Genomic DNA, 20,703 nt, shown 5'->3' with positions numbered 1-20,703 from the left:
CTCCATCCCTTCCAGGGATTTCTTACTATTATTTCAGGGGTGAAAAGAATGGCATTTAAAGTACTTTTAACAGACTATGAATTTGAAAATCTAAAATATGAAGAAGACGTTTTTGCAGAAAGTGGACTAGATATTGAATTCATCAAAGCACAGTGTAAAACGGAAGAGGATGTGATCGAGCAGGCAAAAGATGCGGATGCGATTTTAAATCAATATGCGCCAATTTCCCGCCGTGTAATTGAATCCCTTGAAAAGGCCAAGGTGATATCCCGCTATGGTGTTGGTGTTAACACGATTGATTTGGATGCTGCCAATAAAAAAGGCATTACAGTTGCTAATGTTCCTGACTATGGGATGGAAGAGGTGTCAAACCATGCATTAGCCCTGCTTTTAGCATGGGCCCGCAAAGTAACCCTATTAAATAATGAAGTGAAAAAAGGCAACTGGGATTTCAAAGCCTGTGTCCCTATTCATCGTTTTAACAATCAAACAGTAGGGGTTCTTGGATTCGGCCGCATTCCGAGAAGGTTTATTGAAAAGGTAAAGCCTCTTGGGTTTAAGTTGGCTGCATATGACCCATTTGTTTCTGCTGAGGATATGGCAGCTGCAGGAGTGCAGAAAATGGAACTGGACGAAATCATCCGGGAAGCAGACTATTTATCTCTACATGTACCGCTTATTAAGGATACCTTCCATCTTTTAAATGCAAAGTGCTTTAGCCAAATGAAGAAAAGTGCGGTCATCATTAATACTGCCCGCGGTCCGATTATTGATGAAAAGGCCCTAATAGAAGCATTGGAAAAAGGCGTTATAGCAGGTGCGGCTCTTGATGTAACCGAAGAAGAGCCGATTAGCATCGATAGCCCGCTTCTCCAGATGGAAAATGTCATCATTACTCCGCACAGCGCCTGGTATTCAGAGGAAGCCATGGTGGAGCTAAGGCAAAAGGCTGCCAAAAACATCGTGCAGGTTATAAAAGGTGAAAAAACACCTTATGCCTTAACGTAAGAAAGGATGGATTCTGAATATGAAACTAGCTGCTATCACTATTAATTCTCAACATCATATTGGCGTTGTCCAAGGAGAGAAAGCCATTAGCTTAACAGTATTGAAGGGTAATCAAATTCCTTCTTGCCTGAAAGCCTTTATAGAAAAAAGCGAAGAACTGCTGCCGCTTGCTGAACAGCTTATTGGGCAGGGTGCCAATGAGGATGCTGTTTTTCCGATATCAGATGTAAAAATCCTTCCGCCGATACAAGCTCCGGAAAAAATTATTTGTGTCGGCCTGAATTATATTGATCATTGCAGGGAAACCGGGATGGAGCCGCCTGCTTCACCGGTAATCTTTTCAAAATATGCGAATGCCATCGTCGGCCATCATGACGCGGTGGAAATTCCTACCAATTCAAATGAAGTCGATTTTGAGGCAGAGCTTGCTGTTGTCATAGGCAAGGAAGCAAAGCGGGTAACGGAAGAAGAGGCAATGGATTATGTTTTTGGCTACACTATCATGAATGATATTAGCGCGAGAGATTTGCAATTTAAGGATGGACAGTGGTCCAGGGGGAAAACAGCAGACACCTTTGCGCCAACAGGGCCAGTGATCGTGACAAAAGATGAAGCAGGTAATCCTCATAACCTTTCAATCTCACTGGAACTTAATGGTGAAATCATGCAAGACTCAAATACAAGCAACCTGATATTTACCATCCCGCAGATCATTTCCTTTTTATCGCAGTCGATGACGCTTAGGCCGGGCGATTTAATTGCAACTGGCACCCCTCCAGGAGTCGGAATGGGCCGCGATCCAAAGGTGTGGCTCAAAGACGGTGACAAAATGAGCATCACCATTGAAAACATCGGAACACTATCCAATTACGTAAAAGGTGATATACAGAAGGAAGAGGGCTGATAGACATGGATGTGGTAACAATCGGGGAAACGATGGCTCTTTTTACACCGAATGAAGAGGGCATGCTTCGTCATACCCATTCTTTTTCAATGAAATTTGGCGGCGCAGAATCGAATGTTGCGATTGGATTGAGCCGTCTCGGCCATCGCTCCAGATGGATCAGCCGTCTCGGGGAGGATGAGTTCGGCGATGCGATGCTTTCATTCATCCGCGGAGAAGGCGTGGATGTTTCCTATGTGACACGCGATCAAAGTGCACCGACCGGAGTATTTTTTAAAGAGTTCAGGCGGTTAAATGATACGCGTGTTTATTATTACAGAAAGGATTCGGCCGCGAGCAAAATGAAAGCTGAATGGCTGGAGGATGAGGCCATTAAAGATGCTGAATATCTTCATCTTACAGGTATTACGCCAGGACTCAGTGCCTCATGCCGGGAGATGCTGGAAAAGGCAATCTGGATAGCAAAAGGAAATGGAACGAGAATTGTCTTTGATCCAAATCTTCGTTTGAAAATTTGGCGGGATGAAGAAGAAGCCCGGCAGTTTATCAAAAAATATGCCTCTGAAAGCGATATAGTGCTTCCGGGCATTTCCGAAGCAGAATTTTTATTTGGCCCCTGTACTCCAGAGGAATATACTGAAAAATTTCATGATCTTGGCATTGATACAGTGATTATGAAACTGGGCAAAGAAGGGGCGCTGATTTCATCCTCATCCGTTCCGATGACAAGAGTCCCTGGCTTTACGGTTGAGCGGGTAGTCGACCCCGTAGGAGCGGGAGATGCATTTGCAGCTGGTGTGCTTTCAGGACTGCTGGACGGAAAACAGTTGGAAGAAGCAGTATTGCAGGGCAACGCGATGGGAGCCATGGTAACGATGGTGAATGGGGATGCAGAAGGTTTGCCAAATCGCTCTGATCTGGCGTCCTTTATGAACGGCAGCCTGGAGGATGTTACGAGGTAAAAAGGAGGAAAATCAGTGAGCAAGTTAGAAGAGTTAAAGAAGAGCAAGATTGTTGCTGTTATTCGCGGTGCACGTTCGGATCAGATTTTGCCCATTGCCCATGCGCTGCTGTCCGGCGGTGTCAGCACATTTGAAATAACAGTTGAAACACCAAAGGTTTGCTTGTTAATAGAAAAAGTAAAAGACGAGTTTGGGAACCAGGCAATCGTCGGGGCAGGGACCGTGCTGGACCCTGAAACAGCACGTGCAGTCATTATGTCTGGAGCGGAGTTCATTTTTTCGCCAATCGTTAATGCCGAAACCATTAAAATGGCAAAACGGTATGGTGTCCTCAGTATTCCAGGGGCCCTCACCCCAACAGAAATCCTGACAGCTTATGAAAATGGCGGGGATCTTATTAAAGTGTTTCCTGCCGATGTGATGGGTGTCTCTTATTTCAAAAGCCTTCAGGGTCCGCTTTCCCATATTCCGTTAATGCCTACCGGGGGTATGGATGTTGGAAATATCCAGGACTATCTAAAGGCGGGAGCTGTTGCCGCAGGAGTAGGCAGTTCGTTAGTAAATGCGAAGAATCTAAATTCGGATGAGGATTATTTAAAGCTGACTGAAAAGGCAAAGCAATTTTCTGAATCAGCCATTTTTTGATTTTTATTTTTTTTGCGGTTTTTTGGAAGCTTAATAAATGTCAAAAGGACCTGCATTTAGGGTAGGTGGAGGTCCTTTGAATAGAATACTGGATTAGCTGGCAATTTATTTTAGTTGCTTCCAAACTTCTTGAAACACTAATTTTAATGGAATTCCGTATTGCTCAGATATAGCTTTGCAATCACTGAATTCAGGGGCTTGCTGAACTATTTCACCTTCCATCAGCCCCTCTTTAACAGAGACAGTTCCCCAAGGTGTTTCGACCTTTCTGAATTTCCGGCCAAGACGTTTTACAGAAAGTGGATAATATCGCACGCCCAATGTGGTGGTTTCTCTAAAAATGATATTCATCATCTCGGATTTTTGCTTATTATCACACAAAACCTGAAGCATGGTACCCGGACGATTTTTCTTCATGTAAATCGGTATATAAAAGACATCATTGGCCCCGGATTGAAACAATAAGTCCATAACATGTCCCAGCCATTCTCCAGGTATGTCATCCAGGTTTACTTCAATTTTGATCATGTCATGATCGATATGCTCTTGACCATGCTGCATTTTTCACGAGCCTCCTTAAGTTGATATGAATTTTAAATGAAGAAAAGAAAGGAAGAAATGAATGCAATCTTATACTACACATATTCTAACACAATTAAAAAATGGCCATCTTTCAATTGAGGAAGCGGAGGAACAACTGAAGGGCTTTACAGATTACGGATTTGCAAAAGTGGACGATGAGCGTGAATTCAGACAAGGCTTTCCTGAAGTTATTTTTGGTGCAGGGAAAACAGCAGAACAAATTTTACATATTTTTAAACATTTGGTTTATAAGGGGAATACCGTTTTAGCTACAAGGGTTGATGCAAATTCTGCGGAAGAAGTATGCAGGCAGGTAGAGGGGGCAGTATACGATTCATCCGGCAGAACTCTTCTTTATAAGCCTGAGGGATACGAGCTGAAGACGGAGAAGAAAATTGGAGTTATCTGTGCAGGAACTTCAGACATTCCTGTAGCCAGGGAGGCAGAAGTGACGATTGAGGCGATGGGACACCGTTATGTAAGCTTTTATGATATAGGCGTAGCGGGTATTCATCGTTTATTCGCACAAATAGAAGAAATTAGAAAGTGTGATGTATTGATTGTTGTAGCAGGAATGGAAGGCGCACTGCCCAGTGTTGTCGGGGGATTGGTTTCCGCTCCTGTTATAGCTGTGCCAACCAGCATAGGCTATGGTGCACATTTAAATGGCATTACCTCATTGTTAAGCATGCTTAACACATGCGCTTCCGGCGTAACGGTTGTCAATATAGATAATGGATTTGGTGCAGGCTACTCAGCTTCTTTAATGCTGAGAGTCTAACAATAGAAACAAAGGGAGACATTTTAAATGAACGTATTATTTATAGATTGCGGTATTTCGGGCATTGCAGGAGATATGTCTTTGGCAGCCTTTACTGAATTAGGTGTTGATTTATCCGCTGTGGAAAGAAAGCTTAAATCCATGATTAAGGAAGAGTTTTCGTTATCAGCAAAAAAGGTTGTAAAGAAAGGGATCTCCAGTACGGAATTAATTATTAATACAGAAGAAGAAAAACATTCACACCGCCATTATACACAGATAAAAAAAGCAATCGAAGAATCCGGCCTTGAAGAAGCAGAAAAAGAAACCGCCTTAAAAATGTTTGAAGCTATAGGGGCAGCAGAGGCAAAAATACATGATAGCACTCTCGAAAAGGTGCATTTCCATGAAGTTGGCGGTGTAGACTCGATGATTGATATTATAGGGACCGCAATTGCTTATCATACTCTAAACATTGAAAAAGTAGTCTGCACACCGGTTGCAGCGGGAAATGGATATATCAATATTGCTCATGGCCTTTATCCTGTGCCTGCCCCGGCCACATTGGAAATTCTAAAAGACATTCCTTTGCGTAAAACTGACGTCCAAAGTGAATTAACAACACCCACTGGTGCTGCCATTGTCCGTACCCTAACCGATGAATTCGGGAACATGCCTTCCATGAAAGTTCAGAAAATCGGGTATGGTGCAGGTACAAAGGATTTTAAATCCCACCCAAATGTTGTCAGGTTTGTGATCGGAGAACAATAACAGGAGGAGGAAGCGCCCAAATGAATATACATGACAGTTTAGTCAAAGAACAAAGGCTGATGGAAATACTTTCAGAGATGAAACGGATTATAATTGCATTTTCAGGAGGGGTAGATAGTACCTACTTATTAAAGGTAGCTTTGCAAACCTTGGGCAAAGAAAATGTGCTTGCTATTACAGCAGACTCGGAATCTTTTCCTCCTTCCGAGCGGGAAGAAACCATTCGAATCGCTAAAGCAATTGATGCTCCACATCAAATTATTAAGATGTCAGAGCTCTCTATCCCCGGATATTCGGAGAATGATTCCAACAGATGCTATTACTGTAAAAAAGGACTGTTTGAGAATCTATATCCAATAATGATTGAAAAAGGTTATCATAACTTGACTTTTGGTCTTATAAAAGATGATTTAGGAGATCATCGTCCTGGTGTAAAGGCTGCTATTGAAAAAAATGTAAGAGGCCCGCTGGCCGAGGCTGATATAACGAAAGAAGATATCAGAATCCGCTCCAAGGAGTTGGGTCTTGATACCTGGGATAAACCCTCACTCGCATGCTTATCCTCCAGAATTGCATATGGTGAAAAAATTACAATTGAAAAGTTAAGGAAAGTTGATGAAGCGGAGCAATTTATTAAAGGTTTTGGAATTAAGCAAGTCCGTGTCAGAGTCCACCATGAAATTGCAAGGATCGAAGTTGATCCGGCGGATATGAATGAGCTGCTAAAATATCACAATGAAGTCTCTGAGCAATTAAGATTCATCGGGTTTAAATATGTAGCAATGGACCTGGTCGGATATAAAAGCGGAAGTATGAATAAAATGCTGGAAGGAACAATTTCTTAAATTGATTGAAACTAACTTAAAAAGTAGAATTTTGTTGGGAGAATTTAAATGCTTGAAAGCGGATTATTTTCTATATTATTGCTTGGCTTTACATTAGGAATAAAGCATTCAACAGAGCCTGATCACATTATCGCGGTTTCAACAATTGCAAGCCAAACTAAGCGTTTGTTTCGCTCTTCACTTTCCGGTGTTTTTTGGGGGCTGGGGCATACTTTAATGCTTTTGTTAATGGGGGTTACAGTAATAGCACTTAAACAGCATATTCCTAACCCTTTTGCTCTTTCTCTTGAATTGGTAGTTGGCATAATGCTTTTATATCTTGGCTTTAATGGCTTTAGGGACAATCAACAGTTGGGATCGGCCACACAGCATTATCATAAAAAGTCTTTTATCATTGGAGGAATTCATGGTTTGGCTGGCAGTGCTGCTCTAATTGTATTAACAACTGCCCGGGCTCAAACAGAGGTGCAAGCATTTCTTTTTATCCTCATTTTTGGAGCAGGGACAATTATTGGTATGCTTCTGTTTACGACTGTTCTTGGGTTGCCATTTTTGATTTCTTCAGCGGGACAAAAAAAGATACCCCTTATTCTTGTGCGGGCTTCTTCAGCAGCCAGTATTCTATATGGGATTTATTATATATATGAGGTAAGCAATAATTTATTTTTTTGAGACTTTTATCAGTTTCATCTAAGTTTATTGCCAATTCATGGACGGCAGCCTTGAGATGATTACAAAAGCATATTTACGCTCAAGATTGAGTTTATCTCAGGACTAATACACAAAATAGCCTATGCTGGCGTATAACCGGCATAGGCTTGTTTTTTTATGGAATTATAACTGAGCTAGCCGGTGAATGGGGATTGCTCTAGGAGTGGATACGCTTTTTGAGTTGATTAATTTCAGTTTCGTGGACTCCGCTTTTTTTACTAAGGTGTTCAATATCAATTTTTGTACCCTTCAGAGTATCCGAAATTATATGGAAAGTCTCTTCATGCTGCTCTAACTTCGTTTCAATATGCTTAAAATGGCTTCTGAATTCGGTGGCATTGTTTTCAATTTGTTCAGAAAGTCTTTCAATGCTATTTTCAACAACTCCGAGCCTATTTTCAACAACTCCGAGCCTATTATCAACATTCTCGAGCCTGCTATCAACTTTATCAATTCTGTTCTCAACATTCTCGAGCCTGTTATCAACTTTATCAATTCTGTCCTCAACATTCCCGAGCCTGTTTTTAACATCAGCAAATTCATGATCAATCGAATCAAATCTCTTTGAATGCTCCTTTAAGGTACCTAAAATTTCATTAAGTATCTTCTCCATTTATCTCACCTCCCTTTCGACATTATACCACATGCCGCTGAATTTCATGCTGCTGAGAAAGCAGTATAGATGTATCCCGAAACAAAGTTCATAAACATTGCATACAAAAATCGGCATGATAAATTGACTGTTTTTGTCACAACATAATGAAAAGCAGAGGTGGAGGACTACCATCCTTTAATACGGCAGTTTAATGGCATTTACATGCTCAAGACTCCGTGCTATACTCACTGACGGTAAAAATGGAATAGGAACTTAATTCTGTATAGATCGTGACACCGGAGGGAGAAGAAATGGGCAAGAATAGAAGAGAATATACTTATAGTACAAAAGCGGAGAGATTGCTGGAGTACATATATGTTTTAATAGGATCAGGAATTATCGCCATTGCATTTAATATGTTTTTGCTGCCCAATCGAATTGCATCAGGAGGGGTGAGCGGGATCAGTACAATCCTGGATGCGGTTGCTGGCTGGGAGCCCGCATACGTACAGTGGGCATTTAATATACCGCTTTTTATTGCAGGCGTACTTTTGCTCGGCAAACAATTTGGGGTTAAAACGCTGGCAGGAACAATCTTTCTGCCCTTAGTTGTATTCCTTACGAAAGAATATGAGCCATGGACATCCGATCCGCTGCTGGCTTCTCTGTTTGGCGGAATTGGAGTTGGCCTGGGTTTAGGCATCGTTTTCCGGGGTAAAGCATCAACAGGAGGGACAGACCTTGCAGCACAGATTATTAACAAGTATACAGGTTTGTCTCTTGGAACTTGTGTTGCGATAATCGATGGATTGATCGTACTGTCGGCTGCGATTATTTTCGACATAGAGCAGGGGCTGTATGCCTTAATTGCTTTATATGTAACAAGCAAAACAATCGATCTCATACAGCTTGGATTCAGCCGGACAAAGATGGCTTTAATCATTACTGAAAAACAAAGTGAAGTTCGTGAAGGAATTTTGAATAAAATTGACCGGGGTGTGACAAAACTATCAGCATACGGTGGTTATACCGACCATGAACGCCCAGTCCTCATGTGTGTGGTGGACCAGACGGAGTTCACAAAATTGAAACAACTGGTTCAAACCGTTGATCCTACTGCATTTATCATTGTTACGGATGCTTCCGAGGTGTTGGGCGAGGGTTTCAAACGAGTATAGTGTTGGTATAATATAGCTGTACTTAGTATTTTTTCCTGAGGGGGAATTATAGGTGAAAAAGAAGCTACTAGCATTACTGATGGGTACATCTTTAGTTCTTGCAGCCTGCGGCGGCGGAGACGATGCTGCTGAAGACAAGGACACTGCTACAAACGGCGGCGGTGAAACAACGACTGATACTGCTGATGCTGGTGATGCACAAAAGCTTTTTGAACAGAAATGTTCAAGCTGCCACGGTGCAAACCTTGAAGGCGGTGTAGGACCTGCACTAGATAAAATTGGTGCCAGCCTATCAAAGGAAGATATTGAAAACACAATTGCTAACGGTAAAGGAGCTATGCCTAAAGGATTGCTTCAGGGAGAAGAAGCTTCTGCAGTTGCATCTTGGCTAGCAGGCAAGAAATAATAGGGTTCAAAATAAAAACGTTCTGTTCAGCAGGGCGTTTTTATTTTTTCTGTCATCGTAAATTGGAGCGGAGAGTGCGAGACTCCGGGAGCAGTGGGACAGATGGGACCCCACAGCGAGAAGCGCCGATGAGGCTCAGCGCCCGCAAGAGGAAAGCGAGCATCCTGAAGCGTAAATCAACGGAATGCATTAAGGTGAAAAAACAACAATATATGCAAGGCTATTTTCTTTACTGCTTGTGCTGAGGAAAAACAATATGTGACAAATATCGAGTGAATGCAATATGCAAAAAGAAGGAAAAATTCGTCGATTGAGCGATTAAAACGCTAGAATATTAATGAAACTCAGGAAGAAAGTAACAATAGTTAAGGGATTGAAAAGAAACTGTAATAATTTTTTCCGTTATTTTGACAACTTATGATGTTATAATGGGTTGTGTGAGAATTTTAGATGGCTAAATAGGCAGTATTTACAAGTATTTTGTCATCCTCTATGTCGAAAGGATGTCGTTTTTTAGCGAAAAAAGCCGTCTGTTATTTAATTCTTAATACACACTAGATGCTAGGTGATATATATGATCGATATGAAAGACGTCTATAAGAGATACCCCAATGGAGTTACAGCTGCCAGCGGGATTGATGTGCATATCAAACAAGGCGAGTTTGTTTATGTAGTAGGACCGAGTGGGGCCGGTAAATCCACTTTTATCAAAATGATGTACCGGGAAGAAAAGCCTTCGAGCGGAACGATAACCATTGATGGAGTGAACCTGGCTACATTAAAGAATGCAAAGGTACCGCTAATGCGCCGTAAAATAGGTGTCGTTTTCCAGGACTTTAAGCTGCTCCAGACATTGACTGTCTATGAGAATGTTGCTTTTGCTCTTGAGGTCATTGAAGAGCATCCAAAAAATATTAAAAAACAAGTCATGGAAACTTTGGACCTTGTAGGTTTAAAGCATAAGGCAAGAATGCTTCCGACCGAATTATCAGGCGGCGAGCAGCAGCGTGTTTCCATCGCCAGATCCATCGTAAATTCTCCTAAGGTCGTAATAGCGGACGAGCCTACAGGAAACCTTGACCCGGATACTTCATGGGAAATCATGAACATTTTCGATGAAATCAACACGAGAGGAACGACTGTGGTCATGGCAACTCATAATAAAGAAATTGTTAACACGATTAAGCACCGCGTAATTGCCATTGAGGGCGGAAGGATTGTGCGTGACGAGCAAAGAGGTGATTACGGCTATGAAAGCTAGAACATTGGGCCGGCACTTCCGTGAAAGCTTTAAGAGCCTCGGACGGAATGGATGGATGACGTTTGCTTCGGCAAGTGCGGTGACAGTAACACTCATTTTGGTTGGCGTATTTTTCGTCATTATGATGAATCTCAACAAGGTGGCTACAACCATTGAAGAGGACGTGGAAATCCGCGTTCACATCGATGTTGCTGCAAATGAGCAGGATCAGGAAGATTTACGGCAAAAAATCGAAGGGATACCCGAAGTCAAAACAGTTGAATATTCAACTAAGGAAAAAGAGCTTAATAGTTTAATAGACAGCCTTGGTGAAGAAGGAGAAGCCTTTAAACTGTTCGAACAGGATAATCCGCTGAACGATGTATTTATCGTAAAGACGAAAAACCCGGCAGAAACAATGAAAGCAGCGAAGCAGATTGAAAAAATGGAATATGCCGCAAAAGTAAAATATGGGCAGGGGCAGGTTGAAAAGCTATTTAACTTTATCAATGCCGGCCGAAATGTTGGCCTTGTTTTGATTATCGGCCTATTATTTACTGCCATGTTCCTGATTTCCAATACGATTAAAATTACGATCATGTCGCGAAGAAAAGAAATTGAGATTATGAGACTGGTAGGAGCGACCAATTCCTTCATCAGATGGCCATTCTTCCTGGAAGGTTTATGGCTTGGATTGCTTGGATCGATTATTCCAATTGCACTTGTATCAACAGCCTATTATTATGCCTATGACTATTTGGCGCCAAAGCTTGAAGGGCACTTTATCAAGCTGCTGGAGTTTAGTCCGTTTGTCTATCAGATTTCCGGACTAATTATCCTGATGGGTGCACTCATTGGTGTATGGGGAAGCTTGATGTCAGTCAGAAAGTTCCTGAAAGTATAAAACCAGCTTAGAAGGCCCTGCGGGGGGAACCTGTCCAGGCGCCTTCAAGCCTCATAATAATAGACGATTCAGCAGTGTTAAATGTTTCAGACATAGTTAAAAAAATAGAACGATTGACCTGTACATATGGTGTTCATTGAAAGGAGAAATCGGAAAATTGAAGAAATCCATCATCACATTATCACTGGCTGCCATTTTGGGATTTGGCAGCGCAACAGTCGGACTGCCTCTCGAAAAGGCGTCTGCAGCAAATAAACTAAACGATCTAAACAGCCAAAAGGATAAAATTAACCAGCAGCGTTCAGGAGTAGAATCGAAGATTACCGATACAGATAAAAAGATTAACGAAAACCAGGGCGAGCAGCAGTCTGTACAAAGTGAGATTGAGCGCCTTGATAAAGCCATCAGTGATGCTTTAGCAAAGATTGAAGAGAAAAACGGCCAGATTGCAGAAACCAAAAAGGAAATTGAAAAATTAGAAGCCGAAATTAAAGTATTAGTAGAGCGCATCAAAAAGCGAAATGAACTATTAAAAGATCGTGCCCGCAACTACCAGGAGACTGGCGGAATGGTGAGCTATATTGATGTTTTAATGGGTGCGCAAAGCTTTGGAGATTTTGTTGAACGCGTTGGAGCAGTTGCAACAATCGTAGAAGCTGACCAGGATATTCTAAAAGCGCATCAGGCGGATAAAGACGAGCTGGAGAAAAAACAGGCTCAGGTAAAAGAAGAGCTTGCCTCTTTAGAAAAAATGCGTGCAGAGCTTGAAAGCATGAAAAAGAACTTAAATGCCCAAAAGGCAGAGAAAGATAAACTGCTTGCATCCCTAAAGCATGAAGAAGAGGAAATGCATGCTCATAAGCTTGAACTAGCAGAAGAAAATGAAATTCTTGCGGCCCAGGAAGCAGCAATTCAAAAAGCAATCAAGCTCGAGCAGGAAAGACAAGCTGAAGCAGCAAGACAAGCTGAGGCAGCAAGACAAGCTGAATTGGCAAAACAGAAAGCTGCCCAGGAAGCGGCTAAAAAGAGCAGCTCATCGTCAGCAGGCAGTTCATCAGCAGGAAGCAGTTCATCATCTGACAGTGGATTATCAAGCAGCCCGCAGGTTTCTGCACCTTCTGTTTCAAGCGGCGCCTGGACAAAGCCAGCTGCAGGAAGACTTTCTTCAGGTTTTGGCGGCCGTTCATTAGGCGAGCACTATGGTGTTGATATAGCATCAGGCGGTACAGTGCCAATTGTGGCAGCTGCAGATGGTGTCGTAATCCGTTCATACTATTCAAGCAGCTACGGAAATGCCATTTTCATTGCCCACTCTATAGGCGGACAAACTTATACAACAGTATACGCTCATATGAGAAGCCGTTCAGTAGGCTCTGGCCAGACTGTTTCTAAAGGCCAGCAAATCGGTATCATGGGTAATACTGGACAATCTTATGGCCAGCATCTGCACTTTGAACTTCACAGAGGTTCTTGGAATGCAGCAAAATCAAATGCGATTAATCCTGTAGGCATTGTGCCTCTATAAAAAATAGTGAAAGTGGAAGGAGCTAAGCTTCTTCCACTTTTCTTTTACCCGTCAAGCAGGTCTTTAATCCTATTATTAGCGTTTTATTTTACGTTTGGAGGAGTGTCATGAATATATGGAGGTGCCGGCTTCAGCTTAGGTGCCGGCTTCAGCTTAGGTGCTGGAGCAAAAGGCGGAACTTCCTGCATGTATTGGAAGGTTCCCTGGCCATCCATGCTCCGACCTTGAGCCCAGCGGCCCTGGCTGCTTTCATCTCCTCTTGAAAGGTTCATAAATACATAGGAAAACTCTTCTTTTTCAAGCTCCTTCGGGAATGTGCTTGGCACGGTTTTCCCTTCCTGGGCTTCAAGCTCATTTATCGCAGCAAGCTATAAACCCAGTCTGGTTTATCCGGCTTGGCATTGTATTGAAGTTCTTTAATATGATAGAACATTTGCACACACCCTTTATGTGAAATTCCCCTTTATATATTCTTAAATTGGGATATTGAGCATATGCCTAACCTGATTATTGAAAACATAACTTGTCCTTATCCTGCATAGGATGTGATGAGCAAGGTCATTCCATCATCCATGATGGAAAGTTTCTATAAAGGCCTAAGAGACCGCTGCAAAATAGAAAGGGAGATGAAGATGAGCAGAAAATGGATCGCCGTTCTGATGACGGGATCTTTGCTGACAGGAGCTGGCGGTACATATGCAGGCATGCAGTGGCTGGCAAAGGAAGCTCCGCAGACAGGGGCCGGAAATCAATTAATAGATTCTAAGGAAGACGGAATACAAATTGAAAAAGAGAAAATCGAAAAGATGGAAACGGCCTATCAGTTAATTTTAAGTAGCTATGTGGAAAAAGTAGAGGAAAAGCAGCTCGTGGAAGGAGCTATCCAGGGCATGCTAGCCACCCTTGAAGATCCTTACTCTGTTTATATGGATGAAGAAACAGCAAAACAATTCAGTGATACACTGGAATCTTCTTTTGAAGGAATCGGGGCAGAGGTCAGCATGGTGGAAGGTAAGATAATCATTGTTGCACCATTTAAAGATTCACCAGCTGAAAAAGCAGGGCTTAAGCCGAAAGATGAAATTTTAAAAGTGGATGGGGAAAGTGTGGAGGGTCTTGATTTATATAAAGCTACCATGAAGATCCGCGGGAAAAAAGGAACAAAAGTAAAACTTGAAATAGCGCGCCAGGGACTGAAGGCACCTTTAAAGGTAGAAGTTAAAAGAGATGAGATTCCACAAATCTCAGTATACTCGGAAATCAAGAAGCAAAGAGGAAAGAATGTAGGATATCTGGAAATCACCTCATTTTCCGAAGAGACATCCAAGGAATTTGCCAAACAGCTGAGTGAAATGGAGAAGGAAGGGATTGACGGTCTAGTAATCGATGTGCGCGGAAATCCCGGAGGCCTCCTGACATCAGTACAGGAAATCCTGAAGGAATTGGTTACGGCTGATAAGCCATATCTGCAGATAGAAAAACGGGATGGAGAAAAAATGAGGTATTTTTCCACACTTGAAAAGCCTAAAAGCTATCCGATTGCTGTACTTGTTGATAAAGGGAGTGCATCTGCATCGGAGATTCTTGCCGGGGCTTTAAAGGAAGCGCAGGGTTATGCCATAATCGGTGAAAATTCATTTGGGAAGGGCACTGTTCAGCAGCCTGTTCCGATGGGAGATGGCAGCAATATCAAGCTTACTTTGTTTAAATGGCTGACACCGGACGGAAACTGGATCCATAACAAGGGAATCAAGCCAACCCTCGAGGTCAAACAGCCAGACATCTACCAAACACATCCTTTGCAGGTGGAGAAGCCTTTGGCCATCGATATGAATAATGAAATGGTGAAGAATGCACAGGAAATTCTGGCAGGCCTTGGATATGCTCCTGGACGGACAGATGGCTACTTCAATGATTCTACCTCAGCCGCTGTAAAAGCATTTCAGAAGCAAAAAGAGCTTGAAGCATCCGGCCGGATAGACAAGAAAACTGCAGCAGCGCTTGAACAAGCCGCCATTGAGGAAATGAAGAAAGAGCAGAATGACCTTCAGCTGCAAACAGCTCTGAGATATATAGCAAGATAGCGGATTCTGTAGAAAGCAAGCTTTCTTTAGCAGGAGGGATTTACCTTCTGCTATTTTTGTATTTGAGCCAGATTGTAATAGGTTTTGGAAGGAGCTTTTGGTAGAATATAGAGTAATAGAGTTTTTTTGTTACATAATTCATGAGAATTTATTAATAGAGGCTGGTGGCAAGTTTGATAGAGGAGTGGATCTTTGAGTTTTTAAAAGGAACAGGAAAACTGCTGCTGAATCCGGTATTTTATTACCTGTTTTTTGCAGCTGCATTTTTGGGAGTTTCCCGTGTAAAGCGTGAGCGCAAAGACTTTTCTGTTCGTGCTGAAAATGCTTATTATGAGCTGAGGCAGCTTCTTCCTCTGGGGATCCTGGCAGGTCTATCAGTGAGTGTTGTGATGGTTGGAGCAGGACTTGTCGTACCAGTGGAAACGATTGTCTTTACTGCTGCTCTTACGTTCCTGTGGAGCTTTACGGCAAAAGTGAGATGGATGGCGCCTGTTTATACGCTGGGCTTTGCATTTTTCGCAACAATGTTTGCTGCTGAACAGAAATGGCCATTGCCATCATTCGCCCAGTCGGAAGCAGACCTTGGCTCTTCCATATTTCCGTCCATCGCTGTTCTCCTGGCTCTTCTTGTTATGGCAGAAGGCTTCCTGGTTATAAGAAACGGCCGGAAAGGGACATCTCCCAGGCTTGTAAAGAGTAAGCGGGGCCAGACGATCGGCATTCATGAATCAAAAAGAATCTGGATGGTGCCTGTGTTTCTCCTTATTCCCGGTCAGGCACTGCAGCTGCCGTTTGATTGGTGGCCAGCGATCCCGATTGGCGGGGAGACGTATTCCCTCATTCTTGTTCCTTTTTCGATAGGTTTTTACCAGCGGATTCAGGGCACGCTTCCTAAAGAGGCAACAGCATTACTCGGACAAAGAATCTGCGTTTTTGGCGTACTTCTTTTGCTGATTTCATCTGCAGGCTACTGGTATCCGCTTGCTTCTGTGGGTGCAGCCGCACTGGCTATCATTGGGCGTGAATTCATCTCTCTCCGCCAGAGAATGGCAGAGGATCAGGCACCGTTTTACTTTTCCAAGCGCAATCAGGGTATCATAATACTTGGAGTAGTTCCGGATTCACCAGCTTATAAAATGTCTCTGCAAGTGGGAGAGGTTGTTACAAAAGTCAATGGTGTGAAGACCCAAGATGAAAAAGGCTTCTATGAAGCGCTGCAAAAAAACGGGGCTCATTGCAAACTTGAGGTTCTTGATGTGAACGGCCAGGTTCGGTTCGTGCAGCGCGCTCTTTATGAAGGTGATCATCATGAACTTGGATTGCTGTTTGTACAGGAAGAGAAGAAATGGGATAGTGAAGCGGTATAAGTATTATTTTTCATTATCGGCCGGAATACGTACTTTATCCTCCGGAAAGACTTTCAGAGATCCTTCATTAATTTTATTGAAGGGTCTTTTTTCTTTTAAATATGTGAAGTGTTGTACTGAAACTAACGGGGCGGTTAGTTTAGATTATACTCAAGACGGAGCCAAAATGCTTTATTGCTGTGTTCATTATGCAAGTCCGGTTCAGCTTCTGATGCCAAAAGCTGCGTCATATTACACAATTGTTAGATTCATGTAAGGTAAATCGATTTTTTACAAATAAAAGATTGTCTATACTTCTTTCATAGGGATGAAACAGGAAGGAAGTAAAAATTATGGATTTAACTCAAATGAACGTGGAACTGTTTAGGATCATTAATGATTTCGGTAAAGAACATACATATTTAAACCATACTTTCATATTTTTAGCTGAGTATATGGTATTTGTCCTTGGGTTAATGGCTTTAATTTTCTGGTTTACCAGGAGAAAAGAAAACAGGTTCATGATTATCTCGGCTGCCATCGCCTTTATTGCTGCTGAGATTGTCGGTAAAATTGCCGGAAAGTTCCATTCAAACCATCAGCCATTTGCAGAATTATCTAATGTAAACAAATTAATAGAGAAAGCAGTAGATAATTCCTTTCCAAGTGACCATACCATTTTATTCTTTGCATTTTGTACGACTTTTTTCATCTATCAAAAAAGATGGGGATATCTTTGGATCAGCATTGCCCTTTTGGTTGGCATTTCCCGTATATGGGTGGGGGTTCACTACCCTGCAGATATCTTGGCTGGAGCGTTAATAAGCATTGTTTCGGCAATAATCGTTTCTTATATTGTCCCCCGTCTCGACTTTATAGAAAAGTTTCTATTGCTTTATGAAAAAGGGGAAAAACACTTTTTTCCTGGCAGGGACAGGTCCAGAGACTTATAAATGAATGCTAATGATACGCTAAATAAGAAAGAATTAGAAAAAGTTAATTTTATAAAAAGTGTTTACTTTTAATGAAAAATCCAGTAGATTGAACTTTGTAAACTGAATAACCTCGTTAGGTGAGGCTCCTGTGTTGGAGATATGCTGCTGCCCAAAAATGTCGAAAGACGCCAATGGGTCAACAGAAACCATCGACTTAAGGTGGTTTTTAATGTAGCTGGCTTTGTCCTATGCCACACAGTGCTAAAGCTCTACGAATGGAGGAACAGAATAACCAGGTTTGTTATTCTTATTTTGTCATCTTTAAACCTGCACCTTCATTCAAACATGAAGGTGTTTTTTTATCTTTCCGGGAGGTGAGGAGTAATGGAAAATGACCCCTGCTCAAAACATCATGAAAATAGAATGCATCTAAAAGAATGTGAAAAGGGAAATGATCCCTTGTTCCTTTCAGAAGGAGTGACAAAAAATGAAGATAAGCATGCAAGCAGATCAAATAACTCTTCAAATCATAAAGTCTTTAAAAGAAGGAAAAAAGAAAGAATTTCATGGGATTTTAGAAGAACTCCAGCCTTATGATATTGCAAGAGTATTCGAGGGGCTCCCAGAAAAACATCACACACGCTTCCTGTTATTGCTTTCTCCTAAACAAATCGCTGACTTAATACAAGAGCTGGAAAAACCATTTCAGCTGGAGATTCTCACTAAATTAGGAATAGAAAAGTCAGGCCACGTTATGGACTTAATGGATAATGATGATTTGGCTTCTTTACTTGAAGACTTATCCCCTGCCAAATTAGAGGAACTCCTTTCAGGTATGAAGGAGGAAGAGTCCCAAATTGTTCAAAACATCATGAACTATCCTCCTGAAACAGCAGGGCGATTGATGACTAACCGTTTTGTCTGGATACCTCAGCATTTCACTGTTCGAGAGACAGTAGACAAATTAAAAGGGTTTGCTGAGTACTCAGAAACAATAAATTACTTATATGTCATTGATCACGATAAGAAGCTTGTTGGAGTAGTATCCTACCGAGATTTAATCCTGGCCGATGAAAAGGAAAAAATTTACGATATTATGTATAGCCGAGTCATTTCTGTTTCAGCAGAATCCGACCAGGAGGAAGCAGCCCGCATCATCGAGCGTTATGATTTCTTAGCAATTCCTGTTGTGGAAAGGAATAACCAGCTGGTAGGGATTGTTACAGTAGACGATATTATTGATGTTGTTATAAGAGAGGCAAATGAAGATATTGAGAAGCTTTCAGCGTCAGGTAAAGCCATTGATTTTGAGACGAAGGCATTTGTTGCTGCCTATCGCCGTCTTCCCTGGCTCATTTTACTTTTATTTATTGGCATAGTTTCCGGAACAATAATTAGCGGTTTTGAAGAAACGCTGTCAAAAGCAGTGGCTTTAGCATTCTTTATGCCCATGATAGCAGGTATGACAGGAAATACAGGCACCCAATCTTTAGCTGTTGTCGTAAGAGGGCTGGTTACCCGTGATATTGACAAAGGGGTGGTTTTCAGGCTTATTTTTAGAGAGTTAAAAGTTGGCCTGATCATTGGATTTATTTGCGGAATATTAATATCCATCATTGCACTTGTTTGGCAAGGAAATGCTGTTTTAGGGGTAGTGGTTGGAAGCTCGTTGGTTATGACTCTAATCATTGGAACTTTAGCTGGCACTATCATTCCAATCATTCTTTATAAATTTAATATTGACCCTGCTGTGGCTTCAGGTCCATTGATTACAACACTGAATGACATACTCTCATTACTTATTTACTTTGGAATTGCCACAATGTTTATTTCAAAATTGATGTAGGTAAATGCATTGTCTGGATCATGTATTTATCAAGACTCGAAACTAATGAGTGTAGAGTTGAATGCAGCTTATTTTTTATTGAACCAAAGGGGCAGATTTATGGAAACAGGATTTATAATTGAGCATGAAGAATACATTTCCGATACAATCCATTGTTAGGAGTGATTAGATGTTGAACTATCGCAGAGCAAACCTGAACGATATTGAAAAAATGGTTGAACTAAGAAAAATACAATTAATTGATGAGGGGTTAGAACCAAATATTGATATTGATAAGGAACTATTAGTTTTCTTTAGAGATAAGTTAAGTGAGGGCAGGCTTATCCAATGGCTTGTAGAAGATGATGAAGAAATTATAGCTTGTGGTGCAGTGATTTTTTATGATTTCCCACCTAGCTATACCAATAAAACTGGGAAAAAAGCATACATTGCAAATATGTACACTAACGAAAATTACCGAGGTCAAGGCATTGCAAAAAATCTATTATCAAAATTAGTAGAAGAGGTCAAATTATATGGTATATCAAGAATCTGGCTTGGTGCATCAGATATGGGAAGGCCTTTATATAAGAAGTTTGGGTTTAAGGAAGCTGACGGATTTTTAGAATTAAATATTATTTAATAGTCTTGGAGGATAGAAGGCAATGCCCATTAAGCATTGCTTTTTCTTATTCGATACAAGGGACAGTTTAGTCTTTAGCTCTGATTCAGAGCAAAATTGGATTATAGAGAATAAGTAAAAAATGAGAGATAAAAAACAGTAAGTATTCAACATGGGTGATGGCTTGATAAAATAGGAAGGGGAAATAAAAAGCTGCAGATTTTCGCTGCAGCTAAAAATGGAAGAATCTATTTAGTTTCTAAGCTAGAAATATTACTAATCCATAGACGAAATTGTTGTAAATACACTTGAAGATATCTTTTCGTTTTTTCATCAGCAAGAACCTTTTGATCGGTATCAATCTTTTCATGTACTTGGGAGATCAGCACTTTCTGAAATGGAAGAACATGTGCCTGAATAGTTTCAAGTGTTTGTCTGATTTGCATCTGGGAAAAAGCGGTTCCTAAACCTCCAGGGGTAGCTCCAATGACACCGACTGGTTTTCTATGTAGAACTGAGGACTTTGAAGGTCTTGATGCCCAATCAAGAGCATTTTTTAATACACCTGGAATGCCGGAATTGTATTCTGGGCTAACGATAATGAGACCATCAACTTCCTCAATAGAAGACTTAAATAATGAGACAGACTTTGGATCACCGCCTGCTTCTAAATCTTCATTAAATAAAGGAAGATCATTTAGCTCGATCCATCGAAATTCGATGGAATCATCCATGGTCGTCAATGCCTGTGCAATAATTCGATTATATGAACCTTTTCTTAAACTTCCACATATTAGGCCGATTGTTTGGGTCATGGAATATTCCCTCTTTCTTTTAAATTATTTTTATCATACT

The 20,703-nt window shown here is 41.4% G+C and carries 21 protein-coding genes, 1 pseudogene and 1 riboswitch; of the genes and pseudogenes, 18 read left to right on the top strand and 4 right to left on the bottom strand.

Going from position 1 to position 20,703, the window contains the following annotated elements:
• Nucleotides 1–48: 48 nt before the first annotated feature.
• From DFO72_RS20670 to DFO72_RS20655, 4 genes are read left to right on the top strand one after another with little or no spacing between them, the layout of a single operon-like run.
• The gene (locus tag DFO72_RS20670; RefSeq protein WP_243856221.1) at nt 49–1,008 is read left to right on the top strand and encodes a C-terminal binding protein; all 960 of its coding nucleotides are present in this window, start codon (nt 49–51) and stop codon (nt 1,006–1,008) included.
• A 19-nt stretch (nt 1,009–1,027) separates the two neighbouring features.
• Entirely contained in the window at nt 1,028–1,912 is an 885-nt protein-coding gene (locus DFO72_RS20665) for a fumarylacetoacetate hydrolase family protein (RefSeq protein WP_113883780.1), read from the top strand.
• 5 nt (nt 1,913–1,917) lie between these two features.
• On the top strand, nt 1,918–2,874 hold the full coding sequence (locus DFO72_RS20660) for a sugar kinase (protein ID WP_113883779.1): 957 nt from the start codon (nt 1,918–1,920) through the stop codon (nt 2,872–2,874).
• A 15-nt stretch (nt 2,875–2,889) separates the two neighbouring features.
• Nucleotides 2,890–3,519 (top strand): bifunctional 4-hydroxy-2-oxoglutarate aldolase/2-dehydro-3-deoxy-phosphogluconate aldolase, encoded by a 630-nt coding sequence (locus DFO72_RS20655; RefSeq protein WP_113883778.1) that lies wholly within the window; start codon nt 2,890–2,892, stop codon nt 3,517–3,519.
• 105 nt (nt 3,520–3,624) lie between these two features.
• Here the strand turns inward: DFO72_RS20655 and larC are convergent, their stop codons facing one another.
• Nucleotides 3,625–4,080, bottom strand: a complete 456-nt coding sequence (gene larC / locus DFO72_RS20650; protein WP_113883777.1) for a nickel insertion protein — start codon at nt 4,078–4,080, stop codon at nt 3,625–3,627.
• 61 nt (nt 4,081–4,141) lie between these two features.
• Between larC and larB the strand changes: the two genes are divergently transcribed.
• From larB to DFO72_RS20630, 4 genes are read left to right on the top strand one after another with little or no spacing between them, the layout of a single operon-like run.
• The gene (larB, locus tag DFO72_RS20645; protein WP_113883776.1) at nt 4,142–4,882 is read left to right on the top strand and encodes a nickel pincer cofactor biosynthesis protein LarB; all 741 of its coding nucleotides are present in this window, start codon (nt 4,142–4,144) and stop codon (nt 4,880–4,882) included.
• 27 nt (nt 4,883–4,909) lie between these two features.
• Nucleotides 4,910–5,632: a LarC family nickel insertion protein gene (locus tag DFO72_RS20640; protein ID WP_113883775.1), complete on the top strand. Its 723-nt coding sequence runs from the start codon at nt 4,910–4,912 to the stop codon at nt 5,630–5,632.
• A gap of 20 nt (nt 5,633–5,652) precedes the next feature.
• On the top strand, nt 5,653–6,477 hold the full coding sequence (larE, locus tag DFO72_RS20635) for an ATP-dependent sacrificial sulfur transferase LarE (RefSeq protein ID WP_113883774.1): 825 nt from the start codon (nt 5,653–5,655) through the stop codon (nt 6,475–6,477).
• Between the two features lie 48 nt (nt 6,478–6,525).
• Entirely contained in the window at nt 6,526–7,149 is a 624-nt protein-coding gene (locus DFO72_RS20630) for an urease accessory protein UreH (protein ID WP_113883773.1), read from the top strand.
• Between the two features lie 196 nt (nt 7,150–7,345).
• Here the strand turns inward: DFO72_RS20630 and DFO72_RS20625 are convergent, their stop codons facing one another.
• Nucleotides 7,346–7,801 carry a hypothetical protein gene (locus tag DFO72_RS20625; RefSeq protein WP_113883772.1) on the bottom strand — a complete coding sequence of 152 codons (456 nt, stop codon included), beginning with the start codon at nt 7,799–7,801 and terminating at the stop codon, nt 7,346–7,348.
• A 293-nt stretch (nt 7,802–8,094) separates the two neighbouring features.
• Here DFO72_RS20625 and DFO72_RS20620 point away from each other — a divergent pair, with 293 nt between their 5' ends.
• The 5 genes from DFO72_RS20620 (at nt 8,095) to DFO72_RS20600 (ending at nt 13,036) form a co-directional block, all read left to right on the top strand.
• Nucleotides 8,095–8,961, top strand: coding sequence for a YitT family protein (locus DFO72_RS20620; protein ID WP_113883771.1), 867 nt, complete (start codon nt 8,095–8,097; stop codon nt 8,959–8,961).
• Nucleotides 8,962–9,013: 52 nt separating this feature from the next.
• A complete protein-coding gene (cccB, locus tag DFO72_RS20615) occupies nt 9,014–9,367 on the top strand; it encodes a cytochrome c551 (RefSeq protein WP_113883770.1) in 354 nt (117 codons plus the stop codon).
• A gap of 574 nt (nt 9,368–9,941) precedes the next feature.
• Entirely contained in the window at nt 9,942–10,628 is a 687-nt protein-coding gene (gene ftsE, locus DFO72_RS20610; protein WP_009331896.1) for a cell division ATP-binding protein FtsE, read from the top strand.
• The gene (gene ftsX / locus DFO72_RS20605) at nt 10,618–11,511 is read left to right on the top strand and encodes a permease-like cell division protein FtsX (RefSeq protein ID WP_113883769.1); all 894 of its coding nucleotides are present in this window, start codon (nt 10,618–10,620) and stop codon (nt 11,509–11,511) included. The genes ftsE and ftsX overlap by 11 nt, the downstream gene beginning before the upstream one ends.
• 157 nt (nt 11,512–11,668) lie before the next feature.
• Entirely contained in the window at nt 11,669–13,036 is a 1,368-nt protein-coding gene (locus DFO72_RS20600) for a murein hydrolase activator EnvC family protein (protein ID WP_113883768.1), read from the top strand.
• A gap of 83 nt (nt 13,037–13,119) precedes the next feature.
• Here the strand turns inward: DFO72_RS20600 and DFO72_RS20595 are convergent.
• Nucleotides 13,120–13,404, bottom strand: a pseudogene (locus DFO72_RS20595) (manganese catalase family protein); the annotation flags it as partial.
• A gap of 264 nt (nt 13,405–13,668) precedes the next feature.
• Between DFO72_RS20595 and DFO72_RS20585 the strand changes: the two are divergent.
• From DFO72_RS20585 to DFO72_RS20565, 5 genes are all read left to right on the top strand, one after another.
• A complete protein-coding gene (locus tag DFO72_RS20585; protein ID WP_113883859.1) occupies nt 13,669–15,120 on the top strand; it encodes a S41 family peptidase in 1,452 nt (483 codons plus the stop codon).
• A gap of 173 nt (nt 15,121–15,293) precedes the next feature.
• On the top strand, nt 15,294–16,487 hold the full coding sequence (locus DFO72_RS20580) for a PDZ domain-containing protein (protein ID WP_113883765.1): 1,194 nt from the start codon (nt 15,294–15,296) through the stop codon (nt 16,485–16,487).
• 332 nt (nt 16,488–16,819) lie between these two features.
• Nucleotides 16,820–17,419, top strand: coding sequence for an undecaprenyl-diphosphatase (locus tag DFO72_RS20575; protein WP_113883764.1), 600 nt, complete (start codon nt 16,820–16,822; stop codon nt 17,417–17,419).
• A 104-nt stretch (nt 17,420–17,523) separates the two neighbouring features.
• A riboswitch (M-box (ykoK) riboswitch) is annotated at nt 17,524–17,689 on the top strand.
• 199 nt (nt 17,690–17,888) lie between these two features.
• Nucleotides 17,889–19,247, top strand: a complete 1,359-nt coding sequence (mgtE, locus tag DFO72_RS20570; RefSeq protein WP_113883762.1) for a magnesium transporter — start codon at nt 17,889–17,891, stop codon at nt 19,245–19,247.
• Nucleotides 19,248–19,419: 172 nt separating this feature from the next.
• Nucleotides 19,420–19,869, top strand: coding sequence for a GNAT family N-acetyltransferase (locus DFO72_RS20565; RefSeq protein WP_113883858.1), 450 nt, complete (start codon nt 19,420–19,422; stop codon nt 19,867–19,869).
• Nucleotides 19,870–20,096: 227 nt separating this feature from the next.
• Here DFO72_RS20565 and DFO72_RS20560 read toward each other — a convergent pair whose 3' ends face one another.
• Nucleotides 20,097–20,663, bottom strand: coding sequence for an NADPH-dependent FMN reductase (locus tag DFO72_RS20560; RefSeq protein WP_113883761.1), 567 nt, complete (start codon nt 20,661–20,663; stop codon nt 20,097–20,099).
• Between the last annotated feature and the right edge of the window lie 40 nt (nt 20,664–20,703).

Origin of the sequence: Cytobacillus oceanisediminis (assembly GCF_004366035.1) — a bacterium.
GTDB classification, from domain to species: Bacteria; Bacillota; Bacilli; order Bacillales; family Cytobacillaceae; genus Cytobacillus; species Cytobacillus oceanisediminis_C.
Note: the sequence above shows the minus strand (reverse complement) of the source record. Positions and strands in the feature narration are given on the sequence as shown.

Coding starts and splice junctions, on each gene's coding strand:
- DFO72_RS20670 (WP_243856221.1), top strand. CDS start 49: ATGGCATTTAAAGTACTTTTAACAGACTATGAATTTGAAAATCTAAAA.
- DFO72_RS20665 (WP_113883780.1), top strand. CDS start 1,028: ATGAAACTAGCTGCTATCACTATTAATTCTCAACATCATATTGGCGTT.
- DFO72_RS20660 (WP_113883779.1), top strand. CDS start 1,918: ATGGATGTGGTAACAATCGGGGAAACGATGGCTCTTTTTACACCGAAT.
- larC (WP_113883777.1), bottom strand. CDS start 4,080: ATGCAGCATGGTCAAGAGCATATCGATCATGACATGATCAAAATTGAA.
- larB (WP_113883776.1), top strand. CDS start 4,142: ATGCAATCTTATACTACACATATTCTAACACAATTAAAAAATGGCCAT.
- DFO72_RS20640 (WP_113883775.1), top strand. CDS start 4,910: ATGAACGTATTATTTATAGATTGCGGTATTTCGGGCATTGCAGGAGAT.
- larE (WP_113883774.1), top strand. CDS start 5,653: ATGAATATACATGACAGTTTAGTCAAAGAACAAAGGCTGATGGAAATA.
- DFO72_RS20630 (WP_113883773.1), top strand. CDS start 6,526: ATGCTTGAAAGCGGATTATTTTCTATATTATTGCTTGGCTTTACATTA.
- DFO72_RS20625 (WP_113883772.1), bottom strand. CDS start 7,801: ATGGAGAAGATACTTAATGAAATTTTAGGTACCTTAAAGGAGCATTCA.
- DFO72_RS20620 (WP_113883771.1), top strand. CDS start 8,095: ATGGGCAAGAATAGAAGAGAATATACTTATAGTACAAAAGCGGAGAGA.
- ftsE (WP_009331896.1), top strand. CDS start 9,942: ATGATCGATATGAAAGACGTCTATAAGAGATACCCCAATGGAGTTACA.
- ftsX (WP_113883769.1), top strand. CDS start 10,618: ATGAAAGCTAGAACATTGGGCCGGCACTTCCGTGAAAGCTTTAAGAGC.
- DFO72_RS20585 (WP_113883859.1), top strand. CDS start 13,669: ATGAGCAGAAAATGGATCGCCGTTCTGATGACGGGATCTTTGCTGACA.
- DFO72_RS20575 (WP_113883764.1), top strand. CDS start 16,820: ATGGATTTAACTCAAATGAACGTGGAACTGTTTAGGATCATTAATGAT.
- mgtE (WP_113883762.1), top strand. CDS start 17,889: ATGAAGATAAGCATGCAAGCAGATCAAATAACTCTTCAAATCATAAAG.
- DFO72_RS20560 (WP_113883761.1), bottom strand. CDS start 20,663: ATGACCCAAACAATCGGCCTAATATGTGGAAGTTTAAGAAAAGGTTCA.